The 25,766-nt window shown below is 47.8% G+C and carries 35 protein-coding genes; 19 read left to right on the forward strand and 16 right to left on the reverse strand.

Translation table 11 applies throughout. The features are described 5' to 3' along the window. Positions 1-8: 8 nt before the first annotated feature. Positions 9-191 carry a hypothetical protein gene (locus tag HMPREF0673_RS01915; RefSeq protein WP_004319908.1) on the forward strand — a complete coding sequence of 61 codons (183 nt, stop codon included), beginning with the start codon at positions 9-11 and terminating at the stop codon, positions 189-191. 264 nt (positions 192-455) lie between these two features. Here the strand turns inward: HMPREF0673_RS01915 and HMPREF0673_RS14465 are convergent, their stop codons facing one another. Together HMPREF0673_RS14465 and ltrA are read right to left on the reverse strand one after the other, a co-directional pair. After that, positions 456-602 carry a hypothetical protein gene (locus tag HMPREF0673_RS14465; RefSeq protein ID WP_007837486.1) on the reverse strand — a complete coding sequence of 49 codons (147 nt, stop codon included), beginning with the start codon at positions 600-602 and terminating at the stop codon, positions 456-458. Between the two features lie 322 nt (positions 603-924). Further along, entirely contained in the window at positions 925-2,427 is a 1,503-nt protein-coding gene (ltrA, locus tag HMPREF0673_RS01925; RefSeq protein WP_007897400.1) for a group II intron reverse transcriptase/maturase, read from the reverse strand. 783 nt (positions 2,428-3,210) lie between these two features. Between ltrA and HMPREF0673_RS01930 the strand changes: the two genes are divergently transcribed. Then, a complete protein-coding gene (locus tag HMPREF0673_RS01930; protein ID WP_004319910.1) occupies positions 3,211-3,597 on the forward strand; it encodes a single-stranded DNA-binding protein in 387 nt (128 codons plus the stop codon). Positions 3,598-3,952: 355 nt separating this feature from the next. On the opposite strand, the gene HMPREF0673_RS01935 is transcribed toward HMPREF0673_RS01930, so the two are convergent. Then, positions 3,953-4,267 (reverse strand): hypothetical protein, encoded by a 315-nt coding sequence (locus HMPREF0673_RS01935; protein ID WP_224204806.1) that lies wholly within the window; start codon positions 4,265-4,267, stop codon positions 3,953-3,955. A gap of 882 nt (positions 4,268-5,149) precedes the next feature. On the opposite strand from HMPREF0673_RS01935, the gene HMPREF0673_RS01940 reads away from it, so the two are divergent. The 6 genes from HMPREF0673_RS01940 to HMPREF0673_RS01965 all read left to right on the forward strand — a co-directional run bounded on the left by HMPREF0673_RS01940 (position 5,150) and on the right by HMPREF0673_RS01965 (position 7,987). Next, a complete protein-coding gene (locus HMPREF0673_RS01940) occupies positions 5,150-5,704 on the forward strand; it encodes a hypothetical protein (RefSeq protein ID WP_005816324.1) in 555 nt (184 codons plus the stop codon). Then, on the forward strand, positions 5,692-5,943 hold the full coding sequence (locus HMPREF0673_RS01945; protein ID WP_007837480.1) for a hypothetical protein: 252 nt from the start codon (positions 5,692-5,694) through the stop codon (positions 5,941-5,943). Before HMPREF0673_RS01940 ends, HMPREF0673_RS01945 begins: the two co-directional genes overlap by 13 nt. A 47-nt stretch (positions 5,944-5,990) precedes the next feature. Further along, positions 5,991-6,347, forward strand: coding sequence for a helix-turn-helix domain-containing protein (locus tag HMPREF0673_RS01950; protein ID WP_007837478.1), 357 nt, complete (start codon positions 5,991-5,993; stop codon positions 6,345-6,347). Between the two features lie 53 nt (positions 6,348-6,400). Continuing rightward, entirely contained in the window at positions 6,401-6,826 is a 426-nt protein-coding gene (locus HMPREF0673_RS01955; RefSeq protein ID WP_005816321.1) for a single-stranded DNA-binding protein, read from the forward strand. A gap of 119 nt (positions 6,827-6,945) precedes the next feature. After that, the gene (locus HMPREF0673_RS01960) at positions 6,946-7,701 is read left to right on the forward strand and encodes a ParA family protein (protein WP_005816319.1); all 756 of its coding nucleotides are present in this window, start codon (positions 6,946-6,948) and stop codon (positions 7,699-7,701) included. A 7-nt stretch (positions 7,702-7,708) separates the two neighbouring features. Further along, positions 7,709-7,987: a plasmid partition protein ParG gene (locus HMPREF0673_RS01965; RefSeq protein WP_005816317.1), complete on the forward strand. Its 279-nt coding sequence runs from the start codon at positions 7,709-7,711 to the stop codon at positions 7,985-7,987. A gap of 306 nt (positions 7,988-8,293) precedes the next feature. On the opposite strand, the gene HMPREF0673_RS13695 is transcribed toward HMPREF0673_RS01965, so the two are convergent. Next, positions 8,294-8,545, reverse strand: a complete 252-nt coding sequence (locus HMPREF0673_RS13695) for a hypothetical protein (protein ID WP_225494525.1) — start codon at positions 8,543-8,545, stop codon at positions 8,294-8,296. On the opposite strand from HMPREF0673_RS13695, the gene HMPREF0673_RS01970 reads away from it, so the two are divergent. Together HMPREF0673_RS01970 and HMPREF0673_RS01975 are read left to right on the forward strand one after the other, a co-directional pair. Beyond that, complete coding sequence (locus HMPREF0673_RS01970) at positions 8,539-9,105, forward strand: hypothetical protein (protein ID WP_005816315.1); 567 nt, start codon at positions 8,539-8,541, stop codon at positions 9,103-9,105. The two genes, HMPREF0673_RS13695 and HMPREF0673_RS01970, sit on opposite strands and share 7 nt — an antisense overlap. Positions 9,106-9,108: 3 nt before the next feature. Then, complete coding sequence (locus tag HMPREF0673_RS01975; RefSeq protein ID WP_005816313.1) at positions 9,109-9,600, forward strand: SLOG family protein; 492 nt, start codon at positions 9,109-9,111, stop codon at positions 9,598-9,600. Positions 9,601-9,900: 300 nt separating this feature from the next. Here HMPREF0673_RS01975 and HMPREF0673_RS01980 read toward each other — a convergent pair whose 3' ends face one another. The 10 genes from HMPREF0673_RS01980 to HMPREF0673_RS02025 all read right to left on the reverse strand — a co-directional run bounded on the left by HMPREF0673_RS01980 (position 9,901) and on the right by HMPREF0673_RS02025 (position 14,378). Then, positions 9,901-10,080 carry a transcriptional regulator gene (locus HMPREF0673_RS01980; RefSeq protein WP_005816310.1) on the reverse strand — a complete coding sequence of 60 codons (180 nt, stop codon included), beginning with the start codon at positions 10,078-10,080 and terminating at the stop codon, positions 9,901-9,903. Between the two features lie 24 nt (positions 10,081-10,104). Next, positions 10,105-10,341, reverse strand: a complete 237-nt coding sequence (locus HMPREF0673_RS01985; protein WP_005816304.1) for a hypothetical protein — start codon at positions 10,339-10,341, stop codon at positions 10,105-10,107. A gap of 9 nt (positions 10,342-10,350) precedes the next feature. Continuing rightward, entirely contained in the window at positions 10,351-10,557 is a 207-nt protein-coding gene (locus tag HMPREF0673_RS01990) for a hypothetical protein (protein WP_005816302.1), read from the reverse strand. Further along, the gene (locus HMPREF0673_RS01995; protein ID WP_005816300.1) at positions 10,554-10,991 is read right to left on the reverse strand and encodes a DUF4186 domain-containing protein; all 438 of its coding nucleotides are present in this window, start codon (positions 10,989-10,991) and stop codon (positions 10,554-10,556) included. The genes HMPREF0673_RS01990 and HMPREF0673_RS01995 overlap by 4 nt, the downstream gene beginning before the upstream one ends. A 183-nt stretch (positions 10,992-11,174) precedes the next feature. Then, positions 11,175-11,420, reverse strand: a complete 246-nt coding sequence (locus HMPREF0673_RS02000; protein ID WP_005816298.1) for a hypothetical protein — start codon at positions 11,418-11,420, stop codon at positions 11,175-11,177. A 14-nt stretch (positions 11,421-11,434) separates the two neighbouring features. Then, entirely contained in the window at positions 11,435-12,010 is a 576-nt protein-coding gene (locus HMPREF0673_RS02005) for a DUF6155 family protein (protein ID WP_007837469.1), read from the reverse strand. A 10-nt stretch (positions 12,011-12,020) separates the two neighbouring features. Next, positions 12,021-12,320, reverse strand: coding sequence for a thioredoxin (trxA, locus tag HMPREF0673_RS02010; protein WP_005816294.1), 300 nt, complete (start codon positions 12,318-12,320; stop codon positions 12,021-12,023). A 194-nt stretch (positions 12,321-12,514) separates the two neighbouring features. Beyond that, the gene (locus HMPREF0673_RS02015) at positions 12,515-13,051 is read right to left on the reverse strand and encodes a hypothetical protein (RefSeq protein WP_005816292.1); all 537 of its coding nucleotides are present in this window, start codon (positions 13,049-13,051) and stop codon (positions 12,515-12,517) included. A 3-nt stretch (positions 13,052-13,054) separates the two neighbouring features. Then, positions 13,055-13,738, reverse strand: coding sequence for a DUF3800 domain-containing protein (locus tag HMPREF0673_RS02020; RefSeq protein ID WP_005816290.1), 684 nt, complete (start codon positions 13,736-13,738; stop codon positions 13,055-13,057). A 16-nt stretch (positions 13,739-13,754) separates the two neighbouring features. After that, a complete protein-coding gene (locus HMPREF0673_RS02025) occupies positions 13,755-14,378 on the reverse strand; it encodes a recombinase family protein (protein WP_005816288.1) in 624 nt (207 codons plus the stop codon). A 254-nt stretch (positions 14,379-14,632) separates the two neighbouring features. Between HMPREF0673_RS02025 and HMPREF0673_RS02030 the strand changes: the two genes are divergently transcribed. From HMPREF0673_RS02030 to HMPREF0673_RS02060, 7 genes are all read left to right on the forward strand, one after another. Further along, positions 14,633-15,745 carry a hypothetical protein gene (locus HMPREF0673_RS02030; protein WP_005816286.1) on the forward strand — a complete coding sequence of 371 codons (1,113 nt, stop codon included), beginning with the start codon at positions 14,633-14,635 and terminating at the stop codon, positions 15,743-15,745. A 24-nt stretch (positions 15,746-15,769) separates the two neighbouring features. Beyond that, positions 15,770-16,216, forward strand: coding sequence for a hypothetical protein (locus HMPREF0673_RS02035; protein WP_004319947.1), 447 nt, complete (start codon positions 15,770-15,772; stop codon positions 16,214-16,216). 78 nt (positions 16,217-16,294) lie between these two features. Beyond that, the gene (locus HMPREF0673_RS02040) at positions 16,295-16,708 is read left to right on the forward strand and encodes a hypothetical protein (RefSeq protein ID WP_005816283.1); all 414 of its coding nucleotides are present in this window, start codon (positions 16,295-16,297) and stop codon (positions 16,706-16,708) included. After that, entirely contained in the window at positions 16,698-17,192 is a 495-nt protein-coding gene (locus HMPREF0673_RS02045) for a hypothetical protein (RefSeq protein ID WP_005816282.1), read from the forward strand. The genes HMPREF0673_RS02040 and HMPREF0673_RS02045 overlap by 11 nt, the downstream gene beginning before the upstream one ends. Positions 17,193-17,271: 79 nt before the next feature. Continuing rightward, positions 17,272-18,156 (forward strand): hypothetical protein, encoded by an 885-nt coding sequence (locus HMPREF0673_RS02050; RefSeq protein ID WP_005816280.1) that lies wholly within the window; start codon positions 17,272-17,274, stop codon positions 18,154-18,156. 208 nt (positions 18,157-18,364) lie between these two features. Beyond that, positions 18,365-19,816 (forward strand): MobV family relaxase, encoded by a 1,452-nt coding sequence (gene mobV, locus HMPREF0673_RS02055; protein WP_005816278.1) that lies wholly within the window; start codon positions 18,365-18,367, stop codon positions 19,814-19,816. Positions 19,817-19,870: 54 nt separating this feature from the next. After that, on the forward strand, positions 19,871-21,277 hold the full coding sequence (locus HMPREF0673_RS02060; protein WP_005816276.1) for an OmpA family protein: 1,407 nt from the start codon (positions 19,871-19,873) through the stop codon (positions 21,275-21,277). 140 nt (positions 21,278-21,417) lie between these two features. Here HMPREF0673_RS02060 and HMPREF0673_RS02065 read toward each other — a convergent pair whose 3' ends face one another. After that, entirely contained in the window at positions 21,418-22,680 is a 1,263-nt protein-coding gene (locus tag HMPREF0673_RS02065; protein WP_005816273.1) for an ATP-binding protein, read from the reverse strand. Between the two features lie 394 nt (positions 22,681-23,074). Between HMPREF0673_RS02065 and HMPREF0673_RS02070 the strand changes: the two genes are divergently transcribed. Together HMPREF0673_RS02070 and HMPREF0673_RS02075 are read left to right on the forward strand one after the other, a co-directional pair. Continuing rightward, positions 23,075-23,368, forward strand: a complete 294-nt coding sequence (locus HMPREF0673_RS02070) for a hypothetical protein (RefSeq protein WP_005816271.1) — start codon at positions 23,075-23,077, stop codon at positions 23,366-23,368. 2 nt (positions 23,369-23,370) lie between these two features. Continuing rightward, on the forward strand, positions 23,371-23,736 hold the full coding sequence (locus HMPREF0673_RS02075) for a DUF2958 domain-containing protein (RefSeq protein WP_005816269.1): 366 nt from the start codon (positions 23,371-23,373) through the stop codon (positions 23,734-23,736). A 106-nt stretch (positions 23,737-23,842) separates the two neighbouring features. On the opposite strand, the gene HMPREF0673_RS02080 is transcribed toward HMPREF0673_RS02075, so the two are convergent. Further along, positions 23,843-25,765, reverse strand: coding sequence for a zincin-like metallopeptidase domain-containing protein (locus HMPREF0673_RS02080; RefSeq protein WP_005816267.1), 1,923 nt, complete (start codon positions 25,763-25,765; stop codon positions 23,843-23,845). Position 25,766 lies beyond the last annotated feature (1 nt).

Genomic DNA, 25,766 nt, shown 5'->3' on the forward strand with positions numbered 1-25,766 from the left:
GAACGGATATGGCAACGATAGACATGGAGCAGTTGGACGGCGTTGTAGGGTGTTTCTGCACCTTGCTTTATCCCCGAAGAGGTCAGACAGAGGGAACGATTGTCGAGGACTTGGGTTGTGAGGTCATTGTCCAGCTCATCAACGGCAAGGAAGTGACGGAGTACAAGGATGATGTTGTCATCTGTGAATAATCAGGAGAGAGTCTGTTGGCTATGTGGCTTGCAGACTCTTTCTTCCTTTGACTGCAAAAACTCTTTTAGGACAATCCTCCAATGAGGTTATGGCTGTTGTAACTGAAATACCTTGGGAGCAAGTTGTGCGGTTTGCTCACTTGCTCCAGTCCTGTTATAGAAGCGATGCTTCGACACCTGTATAGCGATACGTCGCCAAAGTCCCTTCGCCGTTTTAAGCGTCTCTGTACCTTGTTATAGGAATGGTCATTTCGCCTTTTGGTTTTACTCGTCTGTCTTTTGCGACTCTTCCTTGTCGGACACAGAACTTGGTCTTAGCATGATGACAGTGCTATCGCCAATCCTCTGATGTCTGTCCTCTTTTGGCTTGATGCCTCTATTGCTAAGCTGACCCTTAGGCTTGTCGTTCATCGTGCATCAGTGTTCATGCTCCTCACTCTTCTGATGATACAGCTGTAAGGTCGGATTTCCCGCTTCGTTTCTCCAGGCATACAGCCATAGCAGTGCCCCTGTCTGTTGCATACGGATTGCCTCCTTGCTTACAACCTTTGTTCCATTGTTTGGCCCCGTCTTTTTCTGAATTGAGCTATTTGAAAGCCACTTATTTTCTAAGTAGGTCTGCGGGGTTTCCCCCGCTTTCCCCTTCAAGAACCGTGCATGCGACTTTCACCGCACACGGCTCGTGTAATTCTTTTAATTATCTCTCGTTCTAAATAATCGGCTCTGTGTGCTGTCATGCACTGCATTTGAGCGGGCGTGTACGGCTTTTTGTTTCTTGCCGTTGCTTGAAGTATTCGTCGTATCGTGGGTCAAACGGATTGGCTTTCGACCTTATCTTCGTGTAGCGGAGTATCGGTGTGTGGGTCAGTTGGATAAGGCGATAGATTTTCTCCTTGCCTTTCTTATCCTTGCCCTTTGTTCCAAATATCCATCCACGTTTCCCGTCGTGTTGCCAATACTTCTTCTCTATCCACTTCAACGACTTGTCATGGTGTCTTCTTATCGACCATCTCCTCAGTTGGAGGAAGATTATGTGGTCGAGCTTGGAGAACACCTCCTTCGAGGACACATATCTGTAATAGTTCGCCCAACCGCTTATCTTGGGGTTGAGTTTGCCAATTACATCCGTCTGCTTGGCTGAGCGCATTTTGTATATTACTTCATGTGTCGACTCCGCAAACTTCTTCTGATTCTTCTTGCTCGGTTTAATCAGCAACATGCCGTTGCCATATTTCCGTATGTTGAAACCGAGGAAGTCAAAACCATCCTTGATATGTGTTATCAGCGTCTTTTCCTCTGAGAGTTCCAAACCTCTGTCCTTTAGGAATACGATTAGCTCTGACTTTATCTCTTCAAGTACCTCCTTCGTATCGCCAGTGACGATGAAGTCGTCTGCGTAGCGTACGAGGTTTACCTTGTTGGAGTAGGTCTTGCCGTTGTCCCTTCGGGTTGAGTGTTTGGCTACCAATGCTTCCATCCCATCAAGTGTGATGTTCGCCAATGTCGGGGAGATTATTCCGCCTTGGGGTGTCCCCTCGTCGGTCATGTGGAACACATTCTTTTCTATCACTCCCGCCTTAAGCCACTTGCGGAGCATTTCCTTGTCGATTATGACATTGTCAAGCAACCATTCGTGGCTGATATGGTCGAAGCATCCCTTTATGTCACCCTCAAGCACCCATTGAGCCGAGGTCTTCTTGTGAAGGCACTTGTATATCTGGTCTGTCGCATCCGCACATGAGCGGTATTTGCGAAAACCATAGGAGTTGCCGTCGGCAAGTGTCTCTGCTATGGGTTCAAGTGCCATTAGGAAGAGGGCTTGCATAGCCCTGTCCTTGATGGTAGGGATTCCGAGCGGGCGCATCTTGCCGTTTTTCTTCGGGATGAAGACACGGCGAAGAGGCTTTGGCTTGTAACCCCTCGTTGTCAAAGAGCTGATGGCTTTGTAGCGTCTTATGGGAGTGAGCCAGGTTTCCTTGTCAACCCCAGCAGTGCTACCGCCCGAGTTTGATGTCACGCGTCTCACTGCCAATGCCTTGGCGGAGAACGAGCTAATCAAGATGCGTTGGAGAGATTTCACCTTTCCAATGCGGTTTGCCTTTAGAGCCTCTACTATTCTGACTTGCAGCTTGCGTACCTCCTTCTCACACGACACCCAGTTGATGGTCTGCCATGCGGTCAGTGCGGCTGAGGATGCACACTTGGCTTGCGCCTCGTCCAATTGTCGTTTCTTCATTTACACAAGTTCTACATTTCATTTCGTAGCGAATTACCTGATGGAAGTCTGCCCGCTTTCGCGTGGGGTGATGTCCCAACCCCTATCCCCGCCATTACAGAGGGGCATTCGCTTTCTCCATCGTCATTTACCTACAAGCCGTTCGGTTGCTCTTGCGATTGACTTACCTGTTCCCATAATGAGATGAGGAGACCTATAGGCTTACCATGTTCCGTACGGATAACTTCGACTGATTTAGGACCCGCCTATCCACCGGTGGAGCGACATCCGTGTGGCTATTAGATAAACATAGCCAACCTATCCACTTGCCGTTTTGGCATGGCTCATAAACATCCGTGAGCCAATTCTTTGTCACGATGGTTGGTAACGGCGGTTACTTTACGTTGTCCTTGTCAGTCAGCCTAACAGCTGCGTCTTGTGATGTTCAAGACCTCGCCATATTGTCCCGAAGGCTTCGCACCCAGTCGTTGCCAACTACGCACGCTTCGGTAGGCTACTCTTAACGGAATAAGAGGTTCATTAGTTTCAAAGAACAATTATCTGTACGACTTCATGTCGCAATTACCATGCAAAGGTAGCGTGATGCTGCGAAGGACTTCCTCCTTCTTGTGTGGCCGCTATCGCTGTGACCAATAAAATAGTGCGTAATCTTCCTTTTTCTCCCTTACCGCCAACGACAAAAAGAGTATTGCGAACGATTTTCATGGTGCTTCCCACATGGTGCCACATCCCTGCTTTTGAATGCATGTAAAAATTAAGTTTCACTTTTAAATTCAATTCAAAATGAAAAAGATCGAGAACAACTTCACAGTTTCAGGTTTCGTAGGTAAGGATGCAGAAATCCGTCAGTTCGCAAACGCCAGCGTAGCACGCTTCTCATTGGCAGTAGGCCGTCAGGAGAAGAACGGCGAGGAAACCAACCGCGTATCGGCTTTCATGAATATGGAGGCATGGCGCAAGAACGAGCACACCGAATCATTCGACAAGCTCACCAAGGGCACGTTGCTCACCGTCGAGGGTTTCTTCAAGCCAGAGGAGTGGACAGACAAGGATGGCGTGAAGCACTCCAGAATCATCATGGTTGCAACCAAGTTCTACGAGTGTCCCGACAAGGAGGAGACTCCTGCGGAAGAGCCGGCCAAGCCAGCAACCAAGAAAGGCAAGAAATAGCCTTTCCTCTCCATAACAAGGCGACCTTCGGGTCGCTTTTGTTTTGCTCAGGGACATCAATCTGCTGTTATAGCGTGTGATAATCTTCTCTAATAACAACCATGTGCATTTATTAACCATAACGGCAACGCCGTCTTCCTTTATTCTAACCACTTCGTCCCTCACCATTTGCGAAACGTCACCAAGATGGTTGGCATACAGATATTCCCGGCTGATGGCGACAAAGTCGCTATTAGCCAAGAAAGACAGTATGCCAAGGTCTGAACGCGAGAGGACTGCCATCTATGCCACAAGATGCCGAAGCCGAGGCTTCTGATAATTGTGTCCTTTACTGGCTATCCACTCGCCTTGATATTCAGACCGTCAATCTTGCGACAGCTTCACTACCCACCCACACCTGCTTTACTATTCTTCTTCTCTTTGACTGCAAAATATTTTCTGTTATAAGCGGTGGTTTCGTCCAAGTGCGTTGTATCGCTTCGCCCCACACCTTCAGAACGGCATTACTGTACGGACACCGCACGAATCCCATGTGACAGGCAGCCAACAATGTCACTATCAGAAACTGACACTTCTGATAACTGCCTTTATTGCTGTCTGGCTGTCCCATTATCGGGCTTCGGCAATGTCCGTGTAATGCCATTCTGCCCACCCATACCACCTTTACCACTAATCAACTGTTTTACAATTTCTCTTCTGCTATACAAGAGGCAGTTCTTGTCCACTCAGGCATATTGAATGTGGCAGACATGTCTGCTACGTCCAATCTGCCTCAGTGTCCTGCGGCAAGGACAAGGCACATTTGTCATGCTGACAGGAGTGCCCGATTTGTCCGTTGCGCAACTGTCTCTTCTTGCCTGATATACGTTACTATCTACTTCTAAATTATACTGCTTTGCCCCACGCCTTTGCGAAGCGTTACATGGTCTGTCGTCATACAGACATCCTTGGCTGATGGCAACACGTTGCTATTAGCCAAAGCTGACAGTATGCCGAAGTACCGACGCGAGAGAATTGTCTGTCCGTGCTACAAGCTATCAAGGCTGAAGCTTTGATGACTTGCATCCCGGTCAGCCAACACACTCGCTTTATGTCGGTACAGCAGACCTGCAAACACTTCACTGCCCACCCTTACTGTTTCAATCTTTCTTCTTACCTCTTTATATATAACACATCATTCCTCTTGCAGCCAATATCAATAATCTTCTTCCAATCAGCGCAGTGGTAGGCATATTTCCTGCAAAGTTAGCCGCGTCTGAGACAATCGTCAAATTCTGCTTGAGGTCTTGTGACTGTGAACAATCTTCCTTTTCCTCGGAAAAGAGTATTCTTCACACATAATTTGTCTTTATGTCTTTTCTTGCGGCTTGTGGGAGCAGAAAATATCCCTCCACAGGCTGAAAGGTCTCGAAAGGAGGGAAGAGAAAGAAACGGTTAAGCGAACGCAGAGGGAATTTATTCACTATGCTGAGCGTAAGTTTCTTCAACGTAGTTAAACAAGTCCAGCGACATGGGCGACAAACTTATTTGTATCACTAAAAATAGAAAGGCAATGAAGATTATCATCCTGCATGATGCTGACGCACGCATCGAGTATCTTGACGTAGCCGACCACCTTCTCGGCTCAGACATCGAGGAGTTCCTCACCAGACAGGGCTTCTCAGTGAACAACATCACATGGCTTGTCACATCGGCAGACCATATCCCAGTGGTTTACCACAAGTATGACATCGACTGCAAGACCGGCGAGGCAACCCACACCAAACGAGAGGCAGAACTGCAAGACCTCACTATCCACGGACAACTCCAGGCATTGCAGCACCGGGAGCAGGACGAGCTGAAAGCGGCTCTTCGCAAGTACGGCACGGAGGTGGACGGAGGCTTTGAGGTGCATTTCGAGGGAGAGCAGCCCATCGTGGCAGGTTATCTCTTTGACGAGCCTCGTGACATCGTCATAGACGCAGCACGTTTGGATGCCGACGGAAACTTGTCGCTTCTTGGAGAGGACAAGGAAGTGAGGGATGGACAATACGACATAGAGCCAAGCGACATATTTGGCGGTCAGTTGGACTATGTCACGTCGAGTATAGGTGCATGGATGAAGTAGGAGCATGTATGACCCAGTGCATCGTATATGACGAGACGACCAAGGAGAGCGAGACCTTTTGCTCATTGACCGCAGCCAAGAAGTGGATGCGAGAGCGCATCAAACAGAAGCATGAGGTAAGCGGACAGAAGTACAGAGTCTATTCCGACGGAGAGTTTGTTAATTGCGGCTCTATCAGTCTCACAGGCAGCAACAAGTCTTTTGTCGCCAATACAAGGCAGACGAAGAAAGGATATTAATAACAAGGTAACGGCAAGCCTAACCAACTTGCCACACATATATTGATATGGAAAAGCAAATATTGAGTTTTAATGACTTGCCATCAGCATTGTCATTAGTAATAAACAAGCTGGAGATTTTAGAAGAAAAGTTTTCCACACTAATGACTCAAATTCAGCCCGATAAGGGATTGGAATGGCTTAGTGTTTCCGAATTGAGTGAGTATCTCCCTACCCATCCAGTTGAACACACAATCTATTGTTGGACAAGCAATAAACAAATACCATTCCATAAGAAGGGGAAACGTATCATGTTCCTCAAATCTGAAATTGATGAGTGGATGCAAGATAACAAGAGTAGGTCACGAGCAGAAATTATGAATGAAGCAATAGCTTATGTTCAATCAACAAGAAAAGTCATTTAAATAACAAGGTAACGGCAAGTCTAACCAACTTGCCACTATAACATTTTCACATTATGATTTACACTCACACTATCGGACGCATCGGAGCAAAGGATTGCCGCGTCATCACAGGTACACACGGAACATTCATGGCTGTTGACATCGCAGTGGACGACTACAGTAAGGGCAAGCAAATCACCACTTGGGTAAGGGTGAAGAGCAGCAAGGAGAACCATATCCGTTTGGCTGAATACCTCACCAAGGGTCGTATGGTGCTTGTGGAAGGCACACTGACTTCTTCCATTTGGACAGACCGCAACGGAGAGAACCACATACAGCATAGCATCATAGCTGACTCCATCGCCTTTGTCAATGCAGGGAAGAAGGATGCAACCGACACACCTGCAACAAAGGCACGCAAGGCAGCCAAGGCAGAGGGCGAGGCTCCCGTACCGCCAGCCGATGCACCGCAGGACAAGAGCGAAGACCTTCCCTTCTGAGGGTAGTATCAACTGAGAGTAGTACGTACTAATCGTAGTAAATCCGCTTTTACTATGGTTAGTATGTACTATCAGTAGTAGAATAGTAAAGTAGTATTCACTAATAGTAGTATCATGTTATGACACAGATAATTGCAGTATTAAATCACAAGGGTGGTGTAGGGAAAAGTACGACCGCAGTAAGCCTTGCGGCAGCTCTGCAACTGAGTAAGAAGAACGTCTTGGCTATTGACATGGATGGACAAGCCAACCTCACGGAAGCCTTGGGATTGTCCATCGAGGAAGAACAGACAGTCTATGGCGCAATGTGTGGACAGTACACCTTGCCGTTGGTCAAGTTGCACAACGGCATCACCGTCTCACCCTCATGCCTTGACCTGTCTGCGGCTGAGTTAGAGCTTATCAGCGAGCCGGGACGGGAGCTTATCTTGAAGGGACTTATCACCAAAGCCATCGCCAAAGAGCATTTCGACTACATCATCATCGACTGTCCACCGTCATTGGGCTTGCTGACCTTGAATGCCCTCACCGCAGCCGACTACATCATCATCCCTGTTCAAGCGCAATACCTTGCCATGAGAGGTATGGCAAAGTTGATGGACATCATCCGCATCGTTCAGGAGCGGCTCAACTCCAACCTTAAAGTGGGCGGCATCGTCATCACCCAGTTCGATCGCCGCAAGACGTTGAACCGAAGCGTGAGGGAAATCGTCAATGACAGTTTTCACGAGAAGGTTTTCAAGACCGTCATCCGTGATAATGTGGCTTTGGCAGAAGCACCCATCAACGGCAAGACTATCTTTGAGTATAATCCCAAATCCAATGGTGCCAGTGATTATATGTCTTTGGCAAAAGAAGTGTTAAACTTAAAATAGCATAGCCATGAGCAAGAGCAGTATGTTGAAAGAGGGAATGAAAGGCGGTCTCAACGGACTCCTTTCTTCCACAAAGAAGCCGAGTAAGGAGCAGATAGTCACAGAAACTACACCAGCACCACCTGTGTCTGTTTCTGAGACTACCGAAGTGCCGGTGCATTGCAATTTCCTTATCAACAAGAGCATCCACACGAGGATGAAGTACCTCGCCATCAAGAAAGGGATGTCCTTGCGTGATATTGTCAATGAGGCAATGACAGAATACCTAAAGCGGCATGACACATGAGTGCCGCGCGGTATCATCGCCGAACAGACGATGATACCGCTATCTCTTCTATAAACAGACTTTACTATCCGTAGTATGGTAGTAAAAACTATTCGACTATTATACTATTCGTAGTCGATACTACTTTTAGAAAATACTATCCAACTCATTTTTAGGGCAATAGTTTTCTCTGCTTGTAGGACTGTCTCCATGCTGATAAAAGGCAATGTCGTTCCCTATTACAAGATTTTCTCTTTTTCCCTCATATCAACTATCGTCCTTCCCCATATACAGCTTCGCCCCACGCCATCCCGCCCGTTTCCTCTTTTACATAACAGATTTCTTTTCGCCTGCCTTGCCGCTGCGGATATTGTTTTGCAAAGGTAATGCTGGCGATTGTTCAAACACCAAATCGTCCATTGCATTTGACCGAAAAATCTTCCTCTGCGTGCAGAGCGTATTTTTCGCTCCCGATTTGGCTTTTTGATCGCCATCACTCTTGGAAAGCAAAAAATATCCCTTGGGCAGGCAGGAAAAGCCTCCGAAATAAGGGAAGAAAAAACATAAGAGCAATGGCACACAAGAATGACTATCAAATCCAAAAGCAGTTAGACAAGCCTCAGACTTGGTTCTGCAAATACTATCCCGCACGCATCCGCAATGTGGGTGAGAAGGAGATTGCCGACAGACAATTAGTGTTTGACTTCAAGGACGGAAGAGCCTACGAGGAAGTGGCGCAGCGCACCGCAGAGAATATGCTGACACTCTACGGCAAGGGTTGCGTGAACATCGTCTTCGCCCCCGTTCCAGCATCCACAAGCGAGAGCAACGAACTCCGCTACAAGGCTTTCTGCCACAGGGTGTGTGAATTGACAGGAGCGGAAAACGGCTACGAGCACGTGAGGGTATGCGGAGAGCGTAAGACCATCCACGATAACCGCAAGAACGAGGATGAAGTCCGCAAGGCGAATGTCGTTGAGTTTGATGAGCCGTTCTTCGACAACAAAATGGTGTTGGTCTTTGACGATGTGATAACCAAGGGTCTCAGCTATGCCAAGTATGCCAACCAACTCGAAAGGCTCGGGGCATGTGTTATTGGCGGTATGTTCCTCGCACGCACACATTATAAAGTAAGGTAAAGTATGACAAAGTACGACAAGGCAGTGTCCGTATGCTTCAGCGGACACCGCAGCGTACCTTTCGCCAAGCGGAGGGAGTTGAAGCAATGTCTCAAATCGGAGATAGCCAAGGCGTATGCCGACGGCTACCGGTATTTCTATTGTGGCATGGCAATGGGATTTGACCTGCTGGCGGCAGAAGCCGCCCTTTCGTTGCAATGCGAGTTGAAGGACTTGCAGGTGATAGCCGTTGTGCCGTTCCGTGGTCAGTCTGACCGGTGGAGCAAGGAAGAGCAAGCCAAGTATGATGCCATCCTGCGCATCGTGGATGACGTGGTCGTATTGAGCGAGCAATACTACAATGGCTGCCTTCTGAGGCGCAACGACTATATGGTCAACCGCAGTTCACGTCTCATAGCCTACTTCGATGGCAATCCCAAGGGCGGCACGTTCTACACCGTCAGAGAAGCCAAGAGGCAGGGATTGGACATAGTGAATCTTCATAATAGTGTATAACCCATAAAACAGAAAATGCTTATGGACGATATTGTTGCAATCATCGTTTGCTACTTCGTGTTCGGAGCTTTGGGCAATGTGCTCAGAGCTTTGTTCGGCGGAGAGAGACGAAACGACTTCCGCCGTGACCGCTAAGCGTCTTTAAACCAAGATACGCTGACAGCCATACGTCTGCACCTTACCCCAAAAAGATGCAGCGGATAATTGTGTCCGTAGGCAAGGATATTCAGATTCCTCACCTTAACATTTTGATAAAAATAAAGATACTGCTGCCTATATTTCAAGACAGCAGTATAAACCTTACTCTGCAGGTGCCCATTTGCAACGCACAGGAGAGACGATTGCACCCTCTGCTTTCAGCTGCTTCATGGCTGCATCTACCTCTTTGCGGTCGAGACCGCTGAGTTCTGCGATTTTACCTGCGTTGAGAGGCTGACCAGCCTCTTTCATTGTTGCCAATACTTTTTCTTTTGCGTCCATTGTTTTGATGATTTGATGTTTTGTTTATAATCTTGTTATTAACTCTTGTATTTTGTCTTCCCTTATAATCTTCGGTTGTGCCTTACCTGCCAGAACGAGAATTTTCTTCCCGTTTCTGTAGATGTGCAGCTGTCTGCTTCGTACCACTGCTGTCAAGGTCTCATCATCCTGCATGGCTTGCCATATAGGATAATACACACCTTCTGGTTCAAACAACTTCTTCTGAAGGTGTGAGCACATGTTGGTTGTATCTATTGTCATATCGTTACGTCATATCATTAACATGATTCTGCCAGCTTCTTTTGTGAACATTTCAGGGAAACGGCAGATTGTTGCATACACCTGCTTGCTTGTCACAGGCTGACCGTCCTTTCTCAGGTGCAGCCTATGACGATTGATGGCATCGGCAATCTGGTCGGTTGTCATGCCGCCATTTCGCTTTACCATCACATATACTATGGCTTCTTCTATCTTCATCCTTTATTCATCTGTTTTTCAATCCATGCCATCAATACGGCAACAGCATATTCCTGTTCTTCCTTGGTCAGTGCCCTGCCTGCTGAGATGTGATGCCACTTGAAGAAGCATCCCCGGCAACAACAGCCAGTGGCATGTTGAGCCAGGAAAACAGGATGCCCACGCATGGGAGTCTGCTTGCCGTCGTTCGGTATGACAGCCGGAGCAAGTCTTTTTGCCACAAAGTCCTCTGCGTGTTTTCGTATCGTCGGCAATCCCTTTTCCATTACATACTCCCTGTCTTGCTTGGACAGATGGAACCGGCTGCGAAAATCAGACTTTGCCAATCTCTCAAAGAGATTCGTCAGGTCATACTCTTTCTTATCACCAGGAACGCTTTCTTGCGGCTCTTCCTCTTGGAACAACGATGGATATATGTATTTCTGTGACATCATTATCTGTTGCTTCTGATTTCTAATGTTATATCCATATATGACCGCTTGCCGTCTATATAGTCTGCATAGAGTATTTCTTCGCTTCTGCCTTTCAGAATATGGCACTTACCGCACAGCTCACAGTTGTGCAGACATCTCCATTCATTCAGAACGTAATCCAAACGTTCCTCTCGTGTAGATGATTCAATAGAGGGTGTGCTCATAATCAGTGTCTCCCACAGCGTGGTCAATCAGTGCCTGAAACTCTTCTTCCGTATAGTCTTCTTCCCAACCATACGTTACGTCCTTTATGCCCAAAGTAAACCCTAATGCCTCAGAATAGGATATGCCAATTTCAGCTGCAAGGTCTCTTGCCGCTTGAAAAATCTGCTCTTCTTTGCTTAAGGGCAGTTGTTTCGCTTTCTTATGTTTTTTCTTTGGTTTCCCCATTTGAGTATATTCGTTTAATAATCAGCGTTGATGGGCATCTTGAAATTCCTGTATTTCTTTCGGAGTTCCTCATTTTGCGCCTTCATTTCCTCATACATATCATTCAGTGCGTCAGGAAATCCCCATCCACAAGGGCTTGCCCAACGAAGGCATTGCTTGATTCGGGAATCATACTTGTCCCAAAGGTCATAAAGCACGATGTGGCGCAATGTCTTGTCGAAATTACTCTCAACAGAATCATAGAATTGCTCCCACATGTCTCCATAGTCATAAGTGAACTGACAGGCATTCTCCATATAGAACACCATCAATTCTGCGACTGAATCTTCCGAAGGCTTCAGTTTCTTGAAGTCGGACAATGCCTTGCGGCACACTGAGAAGCGTGTCTTTGGCTCTCTGTTTCTGCTCGGATAGAACTCTTCCCGTATGATGTGCTTATACTCTTCCAGCTTCTGGCCCTCATTCGGCTCTGCATAGAAGTCAAGATATTCCTTTGCCTCTTTCCGTGCAGAATAAAGTTCCAATACCATTTTTATTATTTCACTCTTGTCCATGGACATGAGGACAGACTTTAATTTAGATTTTGACATTTCTGCTCTTTTATCTTAAAAACGGGTCAATCGTTGCCAGCAACTCTGATTTCTGCATCACACCGCTCGTCCTCCACAACACTTCGCCGCGTCTGAACAGCATCAATGTGGGCACAGACTGTATGCCATACTGACTTGCAGTCACCCCATACTTGTCCACATCTACCTTGATGATGCGGATTCTGTCACCCAACACTTCCTTCACCTGCTCAAGGATGGGGTGCATCATCTTGCATGGCTGGCACCAGGTGGCGAAGAAATCGACCAAGACAAGTTGGTCACTTGATATAACGTCTTTGAATGTTTCCATTACGATTTTCTGTAAAATTATGCTATTTTCTTTCCTGTTATCTTACAATACTGCCCTGCAAATGTTAAAATCGAGAAGAATTCAATGAAAAACCTTCGTTATTTCAAAGAATATTCGTACCTTTGCAGCGCTCATCTATAGATAGAAGGAGTTTCGAGACCCGGTTGCCTTTGATGCAATTCGGGTCTTGCGTTTTATAGTGGTGTCTGCAATCTCTTTTTCATCTTCTTTTCCAAAGCCTTTAGTCCATACTCTTTGTTAAGATGGTATGCTGTCAACAGATAGAATCCGTTGCTACGTTGTTGTTCCAAGACAATAACATACTTTTCCACTTTATCATAGATGTATGTTTTCTTGACCTTACGCTTTTTGCCGTCCCTCTCTTCTATGGTAAATACATCCAGATTGTCTGGTGTCAATTCTCTCACATGGTGATTTATCCAATGAAGCCTTTGTGAACGAGCCATCTCGAATACTCGCTTTGGATAAGTCGTACCGTCTTCGTTCTCAACCATGATTTCTTCACAGGTAAGATGCTTGAACAATCTTGCCATGTCAATCTCGCCATCTGTCTTTATAGGATAGATGCGCCACCCTCTGAATGAGAATTGACAGTTATCTTCTATATCACGCTTGAATATTGCATGAAGATCATGCTCTCTTTCTCGTTCACTGAGATATGCCAGTTCCAGCAGCTCAGGGTATTTCTTGATAATATTCAAACTGCTCATTGGCTATTTCAGTGCGATAAAAAACAAATTAAACTTCTTTCTAAATTTGGGAGTTGTGGTGTTGAGACTGATATTACTGTGTTTTTTTATCTTTTCAATCAGCTTCATTTTGGCTCTCACCCTTCCTTCAACTTCTCCCTTTTCATATCTAAGGTTGTAGTTGATGGCTCCCATTAGAACATCTGCCAATTGGATGAAGACACTTTCGTGTGAACGTATAAACTGAAACCTGCCAATGGAAGAGTTGTATTCCATTATTTTTCTGAGCCTCTCCAGCTTATCGCTACTGCATGTGTCCTTGATATCCATATATATGTTATATGTATAATCCATGTCCATCTTGTGATGCAGCAATTGGTAGTACATGCGAAAGTAGAAATCATTAAACGTATAGTCTTCTCGTTTCTCGTCAATCTGACTCTTGTCAACAACCACAGCCCTAAATTCCATGTCATTCATAAAGAACCAGTCTATAAGCTCTGCATAGACTTTATACGTGGCCTCGTGGACATTTGTCCATTTCAGCTCATCACTATAGCCGTGCTTCTTCTTAATATCTTTTATGGCATCTTTTGCCATGCGGATTTGTGTGTATGCTATACTTGTACATCCCAAAAGCATGTAGGGATGACCGTCATGCACCATGTGGGTGCTTTCATCACAGTAGATGTTGAATGTCTTATTCATTGTATCTGTTTTTTGTTTATTCTTTATTCCTTTTCTTCAGCGGTCCACTATGAGGTCCACGGTTCAGCGTCACACCATGCTTGTTGAGTATGCGGAACACGGAACTTCGGCTTGTGAAGCCGCTGATGGCAAAGATGTCATCTATGCTGTGCCCCTCGTTGTACATGTTCACGATATTCTTCTCACGCTCCAGTTTCGACAGTGCCCTTTCCGACTTCTTGGGCGGCCGGATATTCTGTTGCAGATGGATGATGTGTGCCGATGCCTTGCGCAGCACGGCACACTCCTCAGAGAGTGACCCGAACATACGGATGACCTGTGAGGGCTTGGTGTCGGGGAAAAGTTCGTCAAACGTATCGATGCGGTCTTGGATGGAGATGATGCGAACCACCTTCACACGGCAGTATTCTATGAATGTAGCCAGTTCACGGGTGCCACGCAGTGCGTTACTGAACCTCGACACCACCAGCTCGTCGCCGCGCTCCAGACTCGATATGAGCTGCTTCCACATCGGGCGCAGCCTCTCGTGTTCGGACAGTTCCTCTATCACCTGAACACAGCCGTATTGCTGCATCCAAGCCTTGTCTTCTGCATACTCTTCGCCATTGGTGGCGATAAAGATGTAACCTACTTTTGCCATACTGTTGTACGCTATTAAATGAAATCAAGTGCAAAGGTACACTATTTTTCCGAGAAACAATCATACTTGAACGAAAAATCATACTTAAACACGATAATTTGCCATTTTCTTTTCACTTGATTTCATTGAAAATCATACTCGCAAGTATGATACACAAATAAGATTAAACTTACTGTCATTCTTGCAAATATATCGCTGAAACGCATTAACTTTGCACCGTCAATTTCAAAATCAGACTCAAAATAATGACAACAATGAAATATGAAACCCAACTTTTCGGAGGACAAACCAACCTCCATTGCATGAAGCAAATATTGCATAATGCAAAATCAAACTCGCATGGCTGTATCAGACTTGCCATTTGTATTGCCACTGCGTTTGCCGTAGTCATGCTGACAGCATGTTCAGACGGAAACGGCACGAAGTCGTTCCATTCGAGCGATGAAGCCATCAGAGAGTATCATGGCTTTCTGACCACTCTTCGACAGAACGGCAAGGTCTCAATTCAGACATTAGTTAAGATTGTCAACGAATGGCGCGTGTTGGACGATTCCGTGACATCGTGCATCTCACGTGACACTGTCAGGAAAGCCCACTCATACCCGTTCACGGTATATCATGAGTTGAACGACTCCATCCACATCGAGCTGTGCCGTATGGCGATGTCTAAGCAACGCACCTTTCACGACCTGCTCTATCTCAGAGAACAGACCTCTTCCCATGTTGGTGATGAGGAACTACAGCAAGCCGTGAAGGAAGCACAGCCGTTCTTCGCTTCCTTGGATAGCCTGCCTATATATAATAAAGGTGGTAAACAGGCGGTACTGAAGCGTTACCTGCTGTTCCTGCAAAAATCCGCCAAGCAAGGCATTCACGGCAAGGAAGACCTGCTCGCTTTCATCAAGGAAGAGCATTTGTATTTCAAATCCTTCCTGCAATACCTGCCGGATTTTGCTGACGATGACATCGGTGACATCAGACGAAACACCGAACACTGCTGTCGGGAGATACTCCGTGCCGCCGACCGCAAGGATTTGTCCCACAAGGATGCAATGATATACCTCTCCATGCGCACCAACCACCGTCTGCTGCGCAACGCACAAGCGGCTATCGAGGATCTGAATAGTGGCAGGGTAAAGGACGAGCACACCATGCACGCCTACCTCCTGATGATGATGCAGCCGTTCATGACGATGGATGACCTTTCCGTGAGCGTGCTCTCCGACAAGGACAAGGCAGACCTCTACAAAATAGCCGATGCGCTCCCCAAGGAGATGGACGGTCTGGCCAAGAAACTGCACCTCGACAAGCAACGCCTGTCGGATATGCCCATGCTCATGATGAAGATTTATGTCACAAGATTATAAACACCCCAAACAGAGAATACGATTATGTTAGAACAGTTTTGCGATGATTTCCTTGCCGTCGTGCCTTTGCAGTTGCCAGAACTGCTGGACAAGCGCAAGATGGAGAAGCCTGTCAAGTATGACGATTACGTGCTTCTTACTTTCCAGTTGAACACCCCTTTCACGATAGAGGAGGTGATGGATATGCTCGAAGACGAGATGGAAATGATAATCCTCTATCACCACATTCCAAGCCGTCATACGGAGTTCGGACACAGCTGCTGTGCCTATTCCAACCCTTCTTTCGGACGGATGTTCAAGGTCAACGGCTCCACAGATGAGCGTGGCATGGTCAGCCAGATAAAAGTGACCATCTATGACTCGCTGGAGCACATGTCGGCAGATGTATGCCTCGACCTCAGTCTGCATTGCAAGAACGGGTTCTTCAAATACATGAAGCCCAAGGAGGAAGTCCTGCTCGACTTCATTTGAAAGTTACATTTGCCAGATGACAGTCCTGTTCTACCGCAACAACGCTCCATTCTGTTGTCCACAACAAAGGCCAAAGTCATGCCACAAGCTCCCGACCATCTGATGAAGGAAACGCTTTACATGAAGATTATCCATCTTCTCGACCGTCACCGCACATGGCTGGAGATTGAGAGCATCGCCACTGTCCGCAACCACACGATAGTCAGGAACGGCAGAATGACCGACATCCTCAGCCGTGTGCTTGTGGTCAAGGCCATCCACCATCATTTCCCCTACACGAGAGGGCAAGTGTGGCAGATAGCCGAGTACGACTTGGAACAGGCTATCAAGAGCCTTCGGACAACCGACGGAGCTTTCCGTCAGAGAATAATCAAGGGAGAACTGACACTGGAGGATGTGGAGCGTATCATATCCACTGCCACACACGGTGTCGTCCAGCCCGACCTGAGTCCACTTCCATTATTCACATGCTATACATATTATGACAAGTAAGATACTGTTTCTCATCCTGATGTCAGCGTTCTTCTTTGTGACGATGATTCTGCACAGAAGCCGCAGACAGTTTATGACACGGTTCTATCTGCGCATGACCGCGCTTGTGACAGCAAGGAAGCTCTACCGGTTGATGCTGCTCATCCTGCTGTACGTGTTCCACTTCCTCTACCTCTGTGTACACTATAACGACATAGGCGTAGTGGCTTCCACCATAGCGTTTGCCATATTCTTTGTCTTTATGGATGTGGAGAGGTGGCTACAGCGTCTGCACGAGGAGCGGACACCCTTCTGCATCGCCGCGTTGGCGGCAGTGGTGTTTGTCTTCACTCCTCATCTGTTCACGCTTGCTGTCACCATCTCCTTTGTCCTTCTGGCATCACTGTTCTATCCCTCGCGCATAGTCATATCGCTGTGGAAGAACAAGGCTGACCGCAAGATGCTCCTCGAAGACACAGAAATGCTCATCATATACTACTATTAAGTATCACCTGTATCATGCCGTTCCTTTTGTATAATGGAGCTGGCGACAAACAACAGTATTCACCAAACAGATTATTGAAATGAAGAAACAGAAACATAGAACGAGTTCCGGCAAGATGTCTGAACGGATGTCCCTGTTGGAGTTCTTGAAAGAGAGGTCCGGGATAAGGCTGTCGAAGCTCGAAGCCTACCTTGACCTTGTAGACAAGGCTTCTGTACAGTACATCCCCAAGGATCTGTGCAAGCAGGAGTTCAGCCTGTCCAACGGGCAGTTTGTAATCACCATTACCGAACTGGCAGGATGCTGGCATTGGCACCGCGCCACTGTCCGCACCTTCATCGAGCAGTTGGAGAAGATGAACCAGATTTCCGTCACCCGTCTCACGAAGAGCCAAATCATCACCATCCCGATGTTGGCTGAGACACCTGCCGTTTCTCCGATTGACGCAGCCTTGGATGTGTTCCGCCAGAAGATGTGTACCGCATTGGACGAATGGCGAAGCGGCAAGATGTCCGCATCGGCTTGCGCCTCGGAATGTGAACAACTCTACGAAGATGCAACAGAGGAAGTAGCCATTATCTTGCAGAAAGCCGACAATGGCAATTCAATTGGCAAGGTGCCATGCGGAAGAAACATTCCCGAATCTGTAGGACACGCCTTTTGTATGACTGCACTCACAGCTGTCTGCGAAGCCACCTTCCATCAGGTGCTTTCGCAGGAAACAGATAACGCCCTCGTTACCTCCCTTCTTCCCTTCTTTTACAAAGACCTGGGAGGAGACTGGCTCTCATTCATCGAGGCGGCAAAGGCAATATCAGAATTGGCATTGGATGGCAGCTCACCAGCCTTGCATCAGGAAAGCGCAGCCATCAAGTCACAGTTTCAGTCACTCTGCCGACCGTTCCTTGCCATTGTAGCCAACCAAGAGGGCTCCTGTCCATCAAAAGGCTGTATTAACCTCTAATAATCACCGTACAACGCTTCTTCTTTTCTACTGGCACAGTGTTTACACGTCTGCCATTGCTGTAAAATAATCGGGCTTGCCCGTTGGTCGGAAATGAGGGAATTTGGGTAGCCTAATACCCCTCTTGGTCTCCGACCATCGGGAGGCTGTCCTTACAAGCAGCAAGCTGGAGACAGGAGAGTTGTACACACATAAAAGGAAATAGGTTATGGCAACACCAAAACAGGTTATGGATTTCCGACCATCTAAGGGAATCACCACAGCACAGAGCAACGAGCACCAACGCCGTTGGACGGAAAAGGGTTGGGGATCCGCTGAATCAACAGGCAACTACGACCGCAGCCGTGAGCGGCTCAACTTCGAGGTTCGGGGCGGCAAGGTTTGTCCTATAGACAAGAGCCGAAGCATCCCGGAGCGCATGGCAGACATCCTGCGGAGCCGTGGAATCAAAGACCCCAACGAGGGACTGGCAGAGCCACGCTTCCGCACAGTGGTCAATTTCATCTTCGGAGGCTCACGAGAACGTATGACAGAATTGGCATTCGGTGACCAGAAGGTGAATCTCACTCACGGAGCGGACAATTCGCATCTAACCCGATGCAAGGACATTGAGGAATGGGCAAAGGATGTTTACCGCTTTGTTGCGGACAAATACGGTGAGGAGAACATCGTCGCTTTCATCTTACACTTGGACGAAACCAATCCGCACGTTCACTGCACCCTCTTGCCAATCAAGGACGGCAAGTTTGCATACAAACAGATATTCGCCGGAAAGGACAAGTACGAGTTTTCTGCCAGGATGAAAGCCCTGCACAGCGAATTTGCCGATGTCAACAAGCGTTGGGGCATGGAGCGCGGAACTTCCGTCTCAGAGACGGGAGCACGCCACCGCACCACCGAAGAATACCGCCGCCAGCTGTCAGAACAGTGCACCACCATTGAGCAGTCCGTCGCCACCCATCAGCGGACACTCGCCTCGCTCCAATCGGACATCCGTCTGGCAGAGCGGAGAGTAAAAGGACTCACCTCAATGGTCAACAACCTCTTGCAGGAGAAGGCTGAGAAGGAGGCGGCACTTGCTGAATTGCATCGGCAGATTCTTGCAGGTCACGACAATCCTGATGCTCTCCGTCAGCAAGTCCAAGAGCTGGAGCAGGAACTGTCCGCTATCCAGTCGAAACTGGACGACAAGCAGGAGAAGCTCTCAGAGGCTGACCGCAAGCTCGATGCCCTGCGTGAGGAGATGACCGCCATGAAGGAGCGCACGGAGGAGTTGCGGCAGGAGGCACACAGATATTCCGATACTATCCGACAAGGTGCGGACACCGTTCTCAGAAATGCCCTTCTCGAAAACATGGTCAGCGAGTTCTCCGAACGTGTGGCACGGCTTTCCAATGAGGGCAAGGACGTGTTTGACGGTTCCCTGCTTCAGGCCTTTGCGGAGAATGGAACGGAGGTGATGTACTGTGCCACGCTTCTATTCCTCGGCTACGTCGATGATGCCACCACCTTTGCCGAAGGTCATGGCGGTGGCGGCAGTTCGTCCGACCTCAAATGGGGACGTGACGATGACGAGGATGAACGCGCTTGGGCACGCCGTTGCATGATGAAAGCTGCACGCATGATGCGCCCCTCTTCCGGCAAAAGGAAGAAACGATAAGCGGCACTGTCACGTATCACCTGTTATAGTATTCACCAGATTAAATTGAACAACATGAGAAAAATACTTATTCTATCCCTTGGCTTCGCCCTTTCATTGGGTGCGCAAGCCAAAGACTATCACCGCACGGCGGACACCACCACCGTTGTATGCAGACTTTCGGCAGACGGTATGCTTCGTCCGCTTAAACCTTCCTACATGAAAGGGGCATTGGTAGCTTCGCCATGGACGGACAACTGGTTTGTCCAAGCGGCAGGAGGAACTACGGTCTTCCTCGGCAAACCGCTCGGATGCAACGACCTATTCGGTCGCATGAAACCGGCATTCTCCGTGTCGATCGGCAAATGGTTCACACCTTCCGTCGGCGGTCGTCTGAACTATGGCGGTATGCAGTTCAACGACTGCAACAACTCCTCGCAGGACTACCAGTACCTGCGTGCTGATTTCATGTGGAATGTCCTCGGCAACCTCTACAAGGACGATGTACACACTCTTGCCAGATGGAGTGTCATTCCATACGTGGGCGTGGGTATGCTGCACAACAAGGTGAATGCCCACAAGCCCTTTGCCATTTCCTACGGCATACAGGGGCAGTATCATCTCTCCCCACGCATTGCTGTTACGGCAGAGATAGGCAACATGACCACCATGCAGGATTTTGACGGCTATGGCAAGGCACACCGCCTTGGCGACCATCTGCTGTCCGCATCCCTCGGCCTCTCTGTCCGCATCGGCAAGACTGGCTGGAAGCGAGTGATAGACGCTCGCCCGTACATCGCACAGAACGAATGGCTTTCGGCATACGCCTCATCCCTTTCTGACAGCAACAGCCGCTATCACGCCCAGCACGATCGAGATTGTCAGACTCTGGAGCAGCTGCGCAAGATTCTTGCCATCGAGGGACTTCTGGACAAGTACGGCCACCTCTTTTCTGACGATGCCGCTTCTTCCGTCACAAATGGCTATCCTCGAAACGACTACAGCGGTCTCAACTCGCTGCGTGCAAGAATGAGAGACAAGTATGGTAATGGTCAAAAGACAAAGGTCATGGAGTCCGCCTCTTGTACAGAAGAATATGGCAATGCTGAAGGTGAGCCGGAAGACGATTACCTATCGCTCATCCACTCAGGAAAGGCTTGCATAGGTGCGCCCATCTATTTCTTCTTTGAACTTGGCACTGACAGGTTGCTCAACAGGTCACAGCTCGTCAATCTCGACGAAGTAGCACGCATCGCCAAGAAATATGGCTTGAAAGTTAAGGTCATCGGCGCTGCCGACAGTGCCACAGGCAGTGAAGCCATCAATGATAACCTCAGCCGTTCCCGTGCCAGATTCATTGCAGAGGAACTGATGAAACGTGGTATGGAAAATGGCACCATCTCTCAGATTTTCGATGGCGGCATTGACGATTACTCGCCCAATGAGGCGAACCGCCATACCAGAATCCTGCTGTATCTATAGCCAGACATACAGCTCCGAACAAGAGCACTAAAACTTTTTTTTCATTGATAAATTTTAGAAAGGGAGGGCTTGTCCGTGATGGATAGGCCCTCCCTTAATCATATATGTATTAACGCATATTCTATGCGCATATCTTTTTTTTATCCGTGTTTCTCAGTACTTGACCAGTCAAGCAGGAAGTCATATATACTCATTATCTGTATGCCGTTTTCGTCGCTCCACTGCTTGGTATGTTCTCCCACGATCAGCAGTTTGCGGAAAGAGTCATCTACAAGACGCAACGACCGTTTCTCCTGTTCCATCTTTTCTGCATCGGGCATACGCCACGCCGACTGGATGTAGATCCGCTCGCTCCCTTTGTTGCAGACAAAATCCACTTCCAATGTCACCCTCTGCTGCTTTCCTTCCGTATTCCTCACTCGATGATAGACGTTACCCACATCCACGAGCCATCCTCGCATACGCATCTCATTGTAGATGACGTTCTCCATGATATGTGTCGGCTCGCTCTGACGGAACGACAGAATAGCATTCCTCAGACCTACGTCCTGGTAATAATACTTGGACAACGAACCTATGTATTTCCGTCCTTTGATGTCGAACCTTTCGGATTTTTCGATAAGGAAAGCATCCTGCATATATTCCAGATAAGCCGACACTGTCTTGTCGGTTATGCTCTGCACATTGCTTACGGACTTGAACGTATTGGCTATATTCAGTGCATTGACAGGTGCTCCTATACTGGATGCTACGGTCTTCGACAATTCTTCAAATTCAGGTCTCAGTTCTATGTTGTTCCGCTCGTAGATGTCACGTAGATATACCGTGCGATAAAGGCGACGCAGGAAATCAGCCTTCTTCTCATCCCCAACCTGTGTAAGTAGTTGCGGCAAACCTCCGTACAGTCTGTATTCAGCCCAACCGTCTTCTTTCGAACCATCATACACCGTCATGAACTCCTTGAAGGATAGTGGCCACACATGTATCTCGTCACCTCTGCCTCGGAATTCCGTCACCAGGTCAGAGGACAGGAAACGCGAGTTGGAGCCTGTGACATACACATCCGCCCCTTCGGTAACTGACAAGGAAGAGAGCACCTCTACAAAGTCTTCCACCTCCTGCACCTCGTCGATGATGATATAATAAGTCTCATAGTCAATCATCATCTTTTCCACCCAGTCCAACAGGTAGTCCGGGTTCTTGAACTCTCTGTTCTTCCTACTCTCCATGTCGATGACGAGAATATGGTCTTCTCTCACGCCCTCATCCAATAGATGCTGATGAAAGAGTTTCTTCAGAAGGAACGACTTGCCTGAACGTCGCAATCCTGTGATTATCTTTATGAGCCCGTTGTTCTTTGAACGGCTCAACTGTTCTATGTATCTATATCTGTTTACTATCATATTTTACGAAAAACTGTCACTTGTGACACTTTTTCGGAGGCAAAGTTATATATTTTATCCTAAATCAAAGAAAGAAATAAAGAAAAATGCACTAAAAATCAATGATTTTCCTGTTTTGTAGTGTCTATTCCACTTGCCGATGCCCATTTTTCTTTGCAAAGTTACTGCCCGGGCGAATGGTCAAGTACCGCCATGCTAACAGGCAGAGGACTGAACGACAGCTTTCCGCAAATCAAAGATTTGGGTATTTCATTAACTCCTCCGTCTGTTTTCTTGCCTTATCGCCCTCATTCCGCAGTCTTTTGATGCACGAAAAATCAGTTCCCGACAAGAGGAGCCGAAAGGCTTCAAAAGGAGGGAAGAAAAACAAGTTGAACAAATAATTTCTTTGCGTATGGAATTACACAGATTATCAGAAAACGAGCAGGCATTTGTCGAGTGCTTCTCACGGTTCGTAAACGGTCAGATGGGGTCAGCCGCCAAGGTAGGCAATGCCCTTGCAGATGACCATCGCTATCTTATCAACGAAAAGGGCAAGGTGGTGTTTGCCTTCTTGGAACGCCTTGCCAACGACTATCAAAAAGGTCGTTATGACCAGCGTGACGAGTGGGTGTGCCGATTGGCAGCAGAGGCCATCGAACACCTTGTAGAGAACAGAATGTATTACAGAACACTTAACAACGATTGACTATGGCAAGCAGATTGATTACACCCGTATTGGAGGAGATACTGAAATCCTATCCTCTGTATTCACAGGACGGCAAAGGCAAGGATGCCGTTTGTGTGGCAATATTCTTCATCGGACACGTCCGTTGGTTCGTACTTGAAGGACAGCCGGAAGGTAACGACACCACGTTGTTCACCATCGTATGCGGTCTGCATGAAACGGAGTATGGCTATACCTCCGTCAATGAAATGGAGAGCGTAAAGGTGGATGGCTCCAAATATGGAGTGGACGAGATATTTCAAGTGGAGCAGTTGGACGGCTTCAAGCCGGTGAAACTGAAGAGCATTCCAGACGAGGATTTACAAGCATTCCTTCATAATATGGAATGACCCCAAATTAAATCAGCCGCAGGGACATTACTCCTTGCGGCTGACTATTGTTAGTACCTACTATGAGTAGTAAAGCCTACGATTAGTATATACTACGATACTACTCTCATCTTCGGAAAGCGGACTTGGCAACGTGCTCCTCTTGTACCTCTTCCTTCTGGTACTCCTCCATGTCAAGCAGTTGCTCATACGCAGAGCTGATGTTTGCGTCCATAGAATGGTTGTGGCTGAAAGGGAAGGTATGCTTCACAGAGAGTCCTGCATTGGTCACAGTCCCCACATCCAGGCTATCCTTATCCTTGTTATATTGCAGGTTCAGCAAACCACCATTCGGCATTTGGAATATCGGCATTTTTCGCTGCGCCAATTCCGAAAACTCTTCGGCGGTCATCTCCCTCGCCACAGCCTTCACGTCCTCACTGGCACGTCCTATGCCATAGCGAGTGATATGGTCACGCACTTCTTGCTCCGTATGCTTCAGGAACACCTCATACGTACCGCCGACACTCCCGTTATAGACCACTGCAAAGTCCTTGTCCTCTATTAGCAGGTCATCGCCTCTGTTCTGGCACGGCTTCCTGTAGGTCTGCTCCTCGTCCATGCCGTTCCCGTCATAGTATTCCTTGGCAAGCGTCAGCAGTCCTTGATAGTCACCTTTCTCCTTTAGCTTATCCAGTTCCGATGTGTCATCCGTTGATTGGAGATAGGCGATGGAGGCATAATAGACGTTTTCTTTCGATTGTGAAGGCTCTGTCAGGCTTTTGTACTGGGCAAAAGCCTCCTGATAATTGGTGTCAAGGTCTTTGCCGTGGTCGTAAGGAACAGAGAGTTTCACTTCCAGACCGTTACTCGTCGGCACAGCAATCTTTACAGAGTCCTCCTTCTCATGATGCTGGATATATACAGCAGAACCATTATATGCCAAGACTGCATGGTCGCCGTCATCTATGGATAGATAACTTTTCCCTTGCCCGTTTTCCTGCTCAGCCTTTTTCTCCTGGTCTATCTCCATAGCAATCTTGTCGATATGCTGCGTGAGCATTGAGGTAGCTTTTTTCACATCGAGTAGCGTGGTCTTGATGAACTGCGGCGACTCCTTCAGCGAATCCAGCCAAGACTTCAAATAGGCAGCCGAATCTCCTTTCAGATGCTTTGTCATGCCATACCGCTGAGCGGTCAGCGCAGCCGTCAGTTCTGCCACCAGTTCCTCGCGTGCATACTCTGCCGAGCCGAAGGTAGCGGGCTTGATGCGGTCTAACTGTCCCTCCGCACCCGTGGAGTGTCCCATCTCGTGGAAAAGGTTCGAGTAGAAAGACTCCCCATCCTTGAACTGCCTTTTCTCAGGCATCACAATCTCATTCTTGCTGATGGAGAAATAGGCGGAATCACCGAACATCGGTTTGATGGGACATATCCAACGGTTGTCCGCTATCATCCTATCCACGGGTTCAAAGGCAAACTGCTCGTCCTTCTCTACCTTGGGCATCGAGTATTCCTGTTCCAGTTTCTCCCAAAACTCTGGTCTGACCTCCTTCAGGTTGGTCTGCGCCACATTGAAGACATGGTAAGTCTGAAGCTTTGGATATACATTGTACTTTTCGCGCTCTTCCTGAGAGAGCAGTTTGTAGTCCTCCCACTTGATGTGTTCCTTTGTTTCCTTATTGACCACCGTAAACGTGGTGAGCATCACGGGGAAAGAATGCTCACCTTTCAGTACTGACACACGGGGCTTCTGTTCCTCGTCTTTCTTGCCAGTTTTGTTAAACTGCTGTATGCGGTCGAAGGTACAGAAGCGAGGAATCTTGTAACCCTCCTTCTCGCAATGCAGGAGCAACATCATAGCGTTCATGCCATTATATTCTCGTCCGTTCAGGTTTTTCGGCCATTGCAACGCACCTTCAGTAAACCAGGGCTTTTTCCATCCGTCTTTGCCCGACAGCGACTGAATACGCTCAATCATCATATCGGCAAACAGGTCGAGTGCCTTGTCTTCGGCACTCGGACCTTCCTTAGCATAAGGCTTTCCCATA

It is taken from the genome of Leyella stercorea DSM 18206, assembly GCF_000235885.1.
In the GTDB taxonomy this organism is placed as follows: Bacteria; Bacteroidota; Bacteroidia; order Bacteroidales; family Bacteroidaceae; genus Prevotella; species Prevotella stercorea.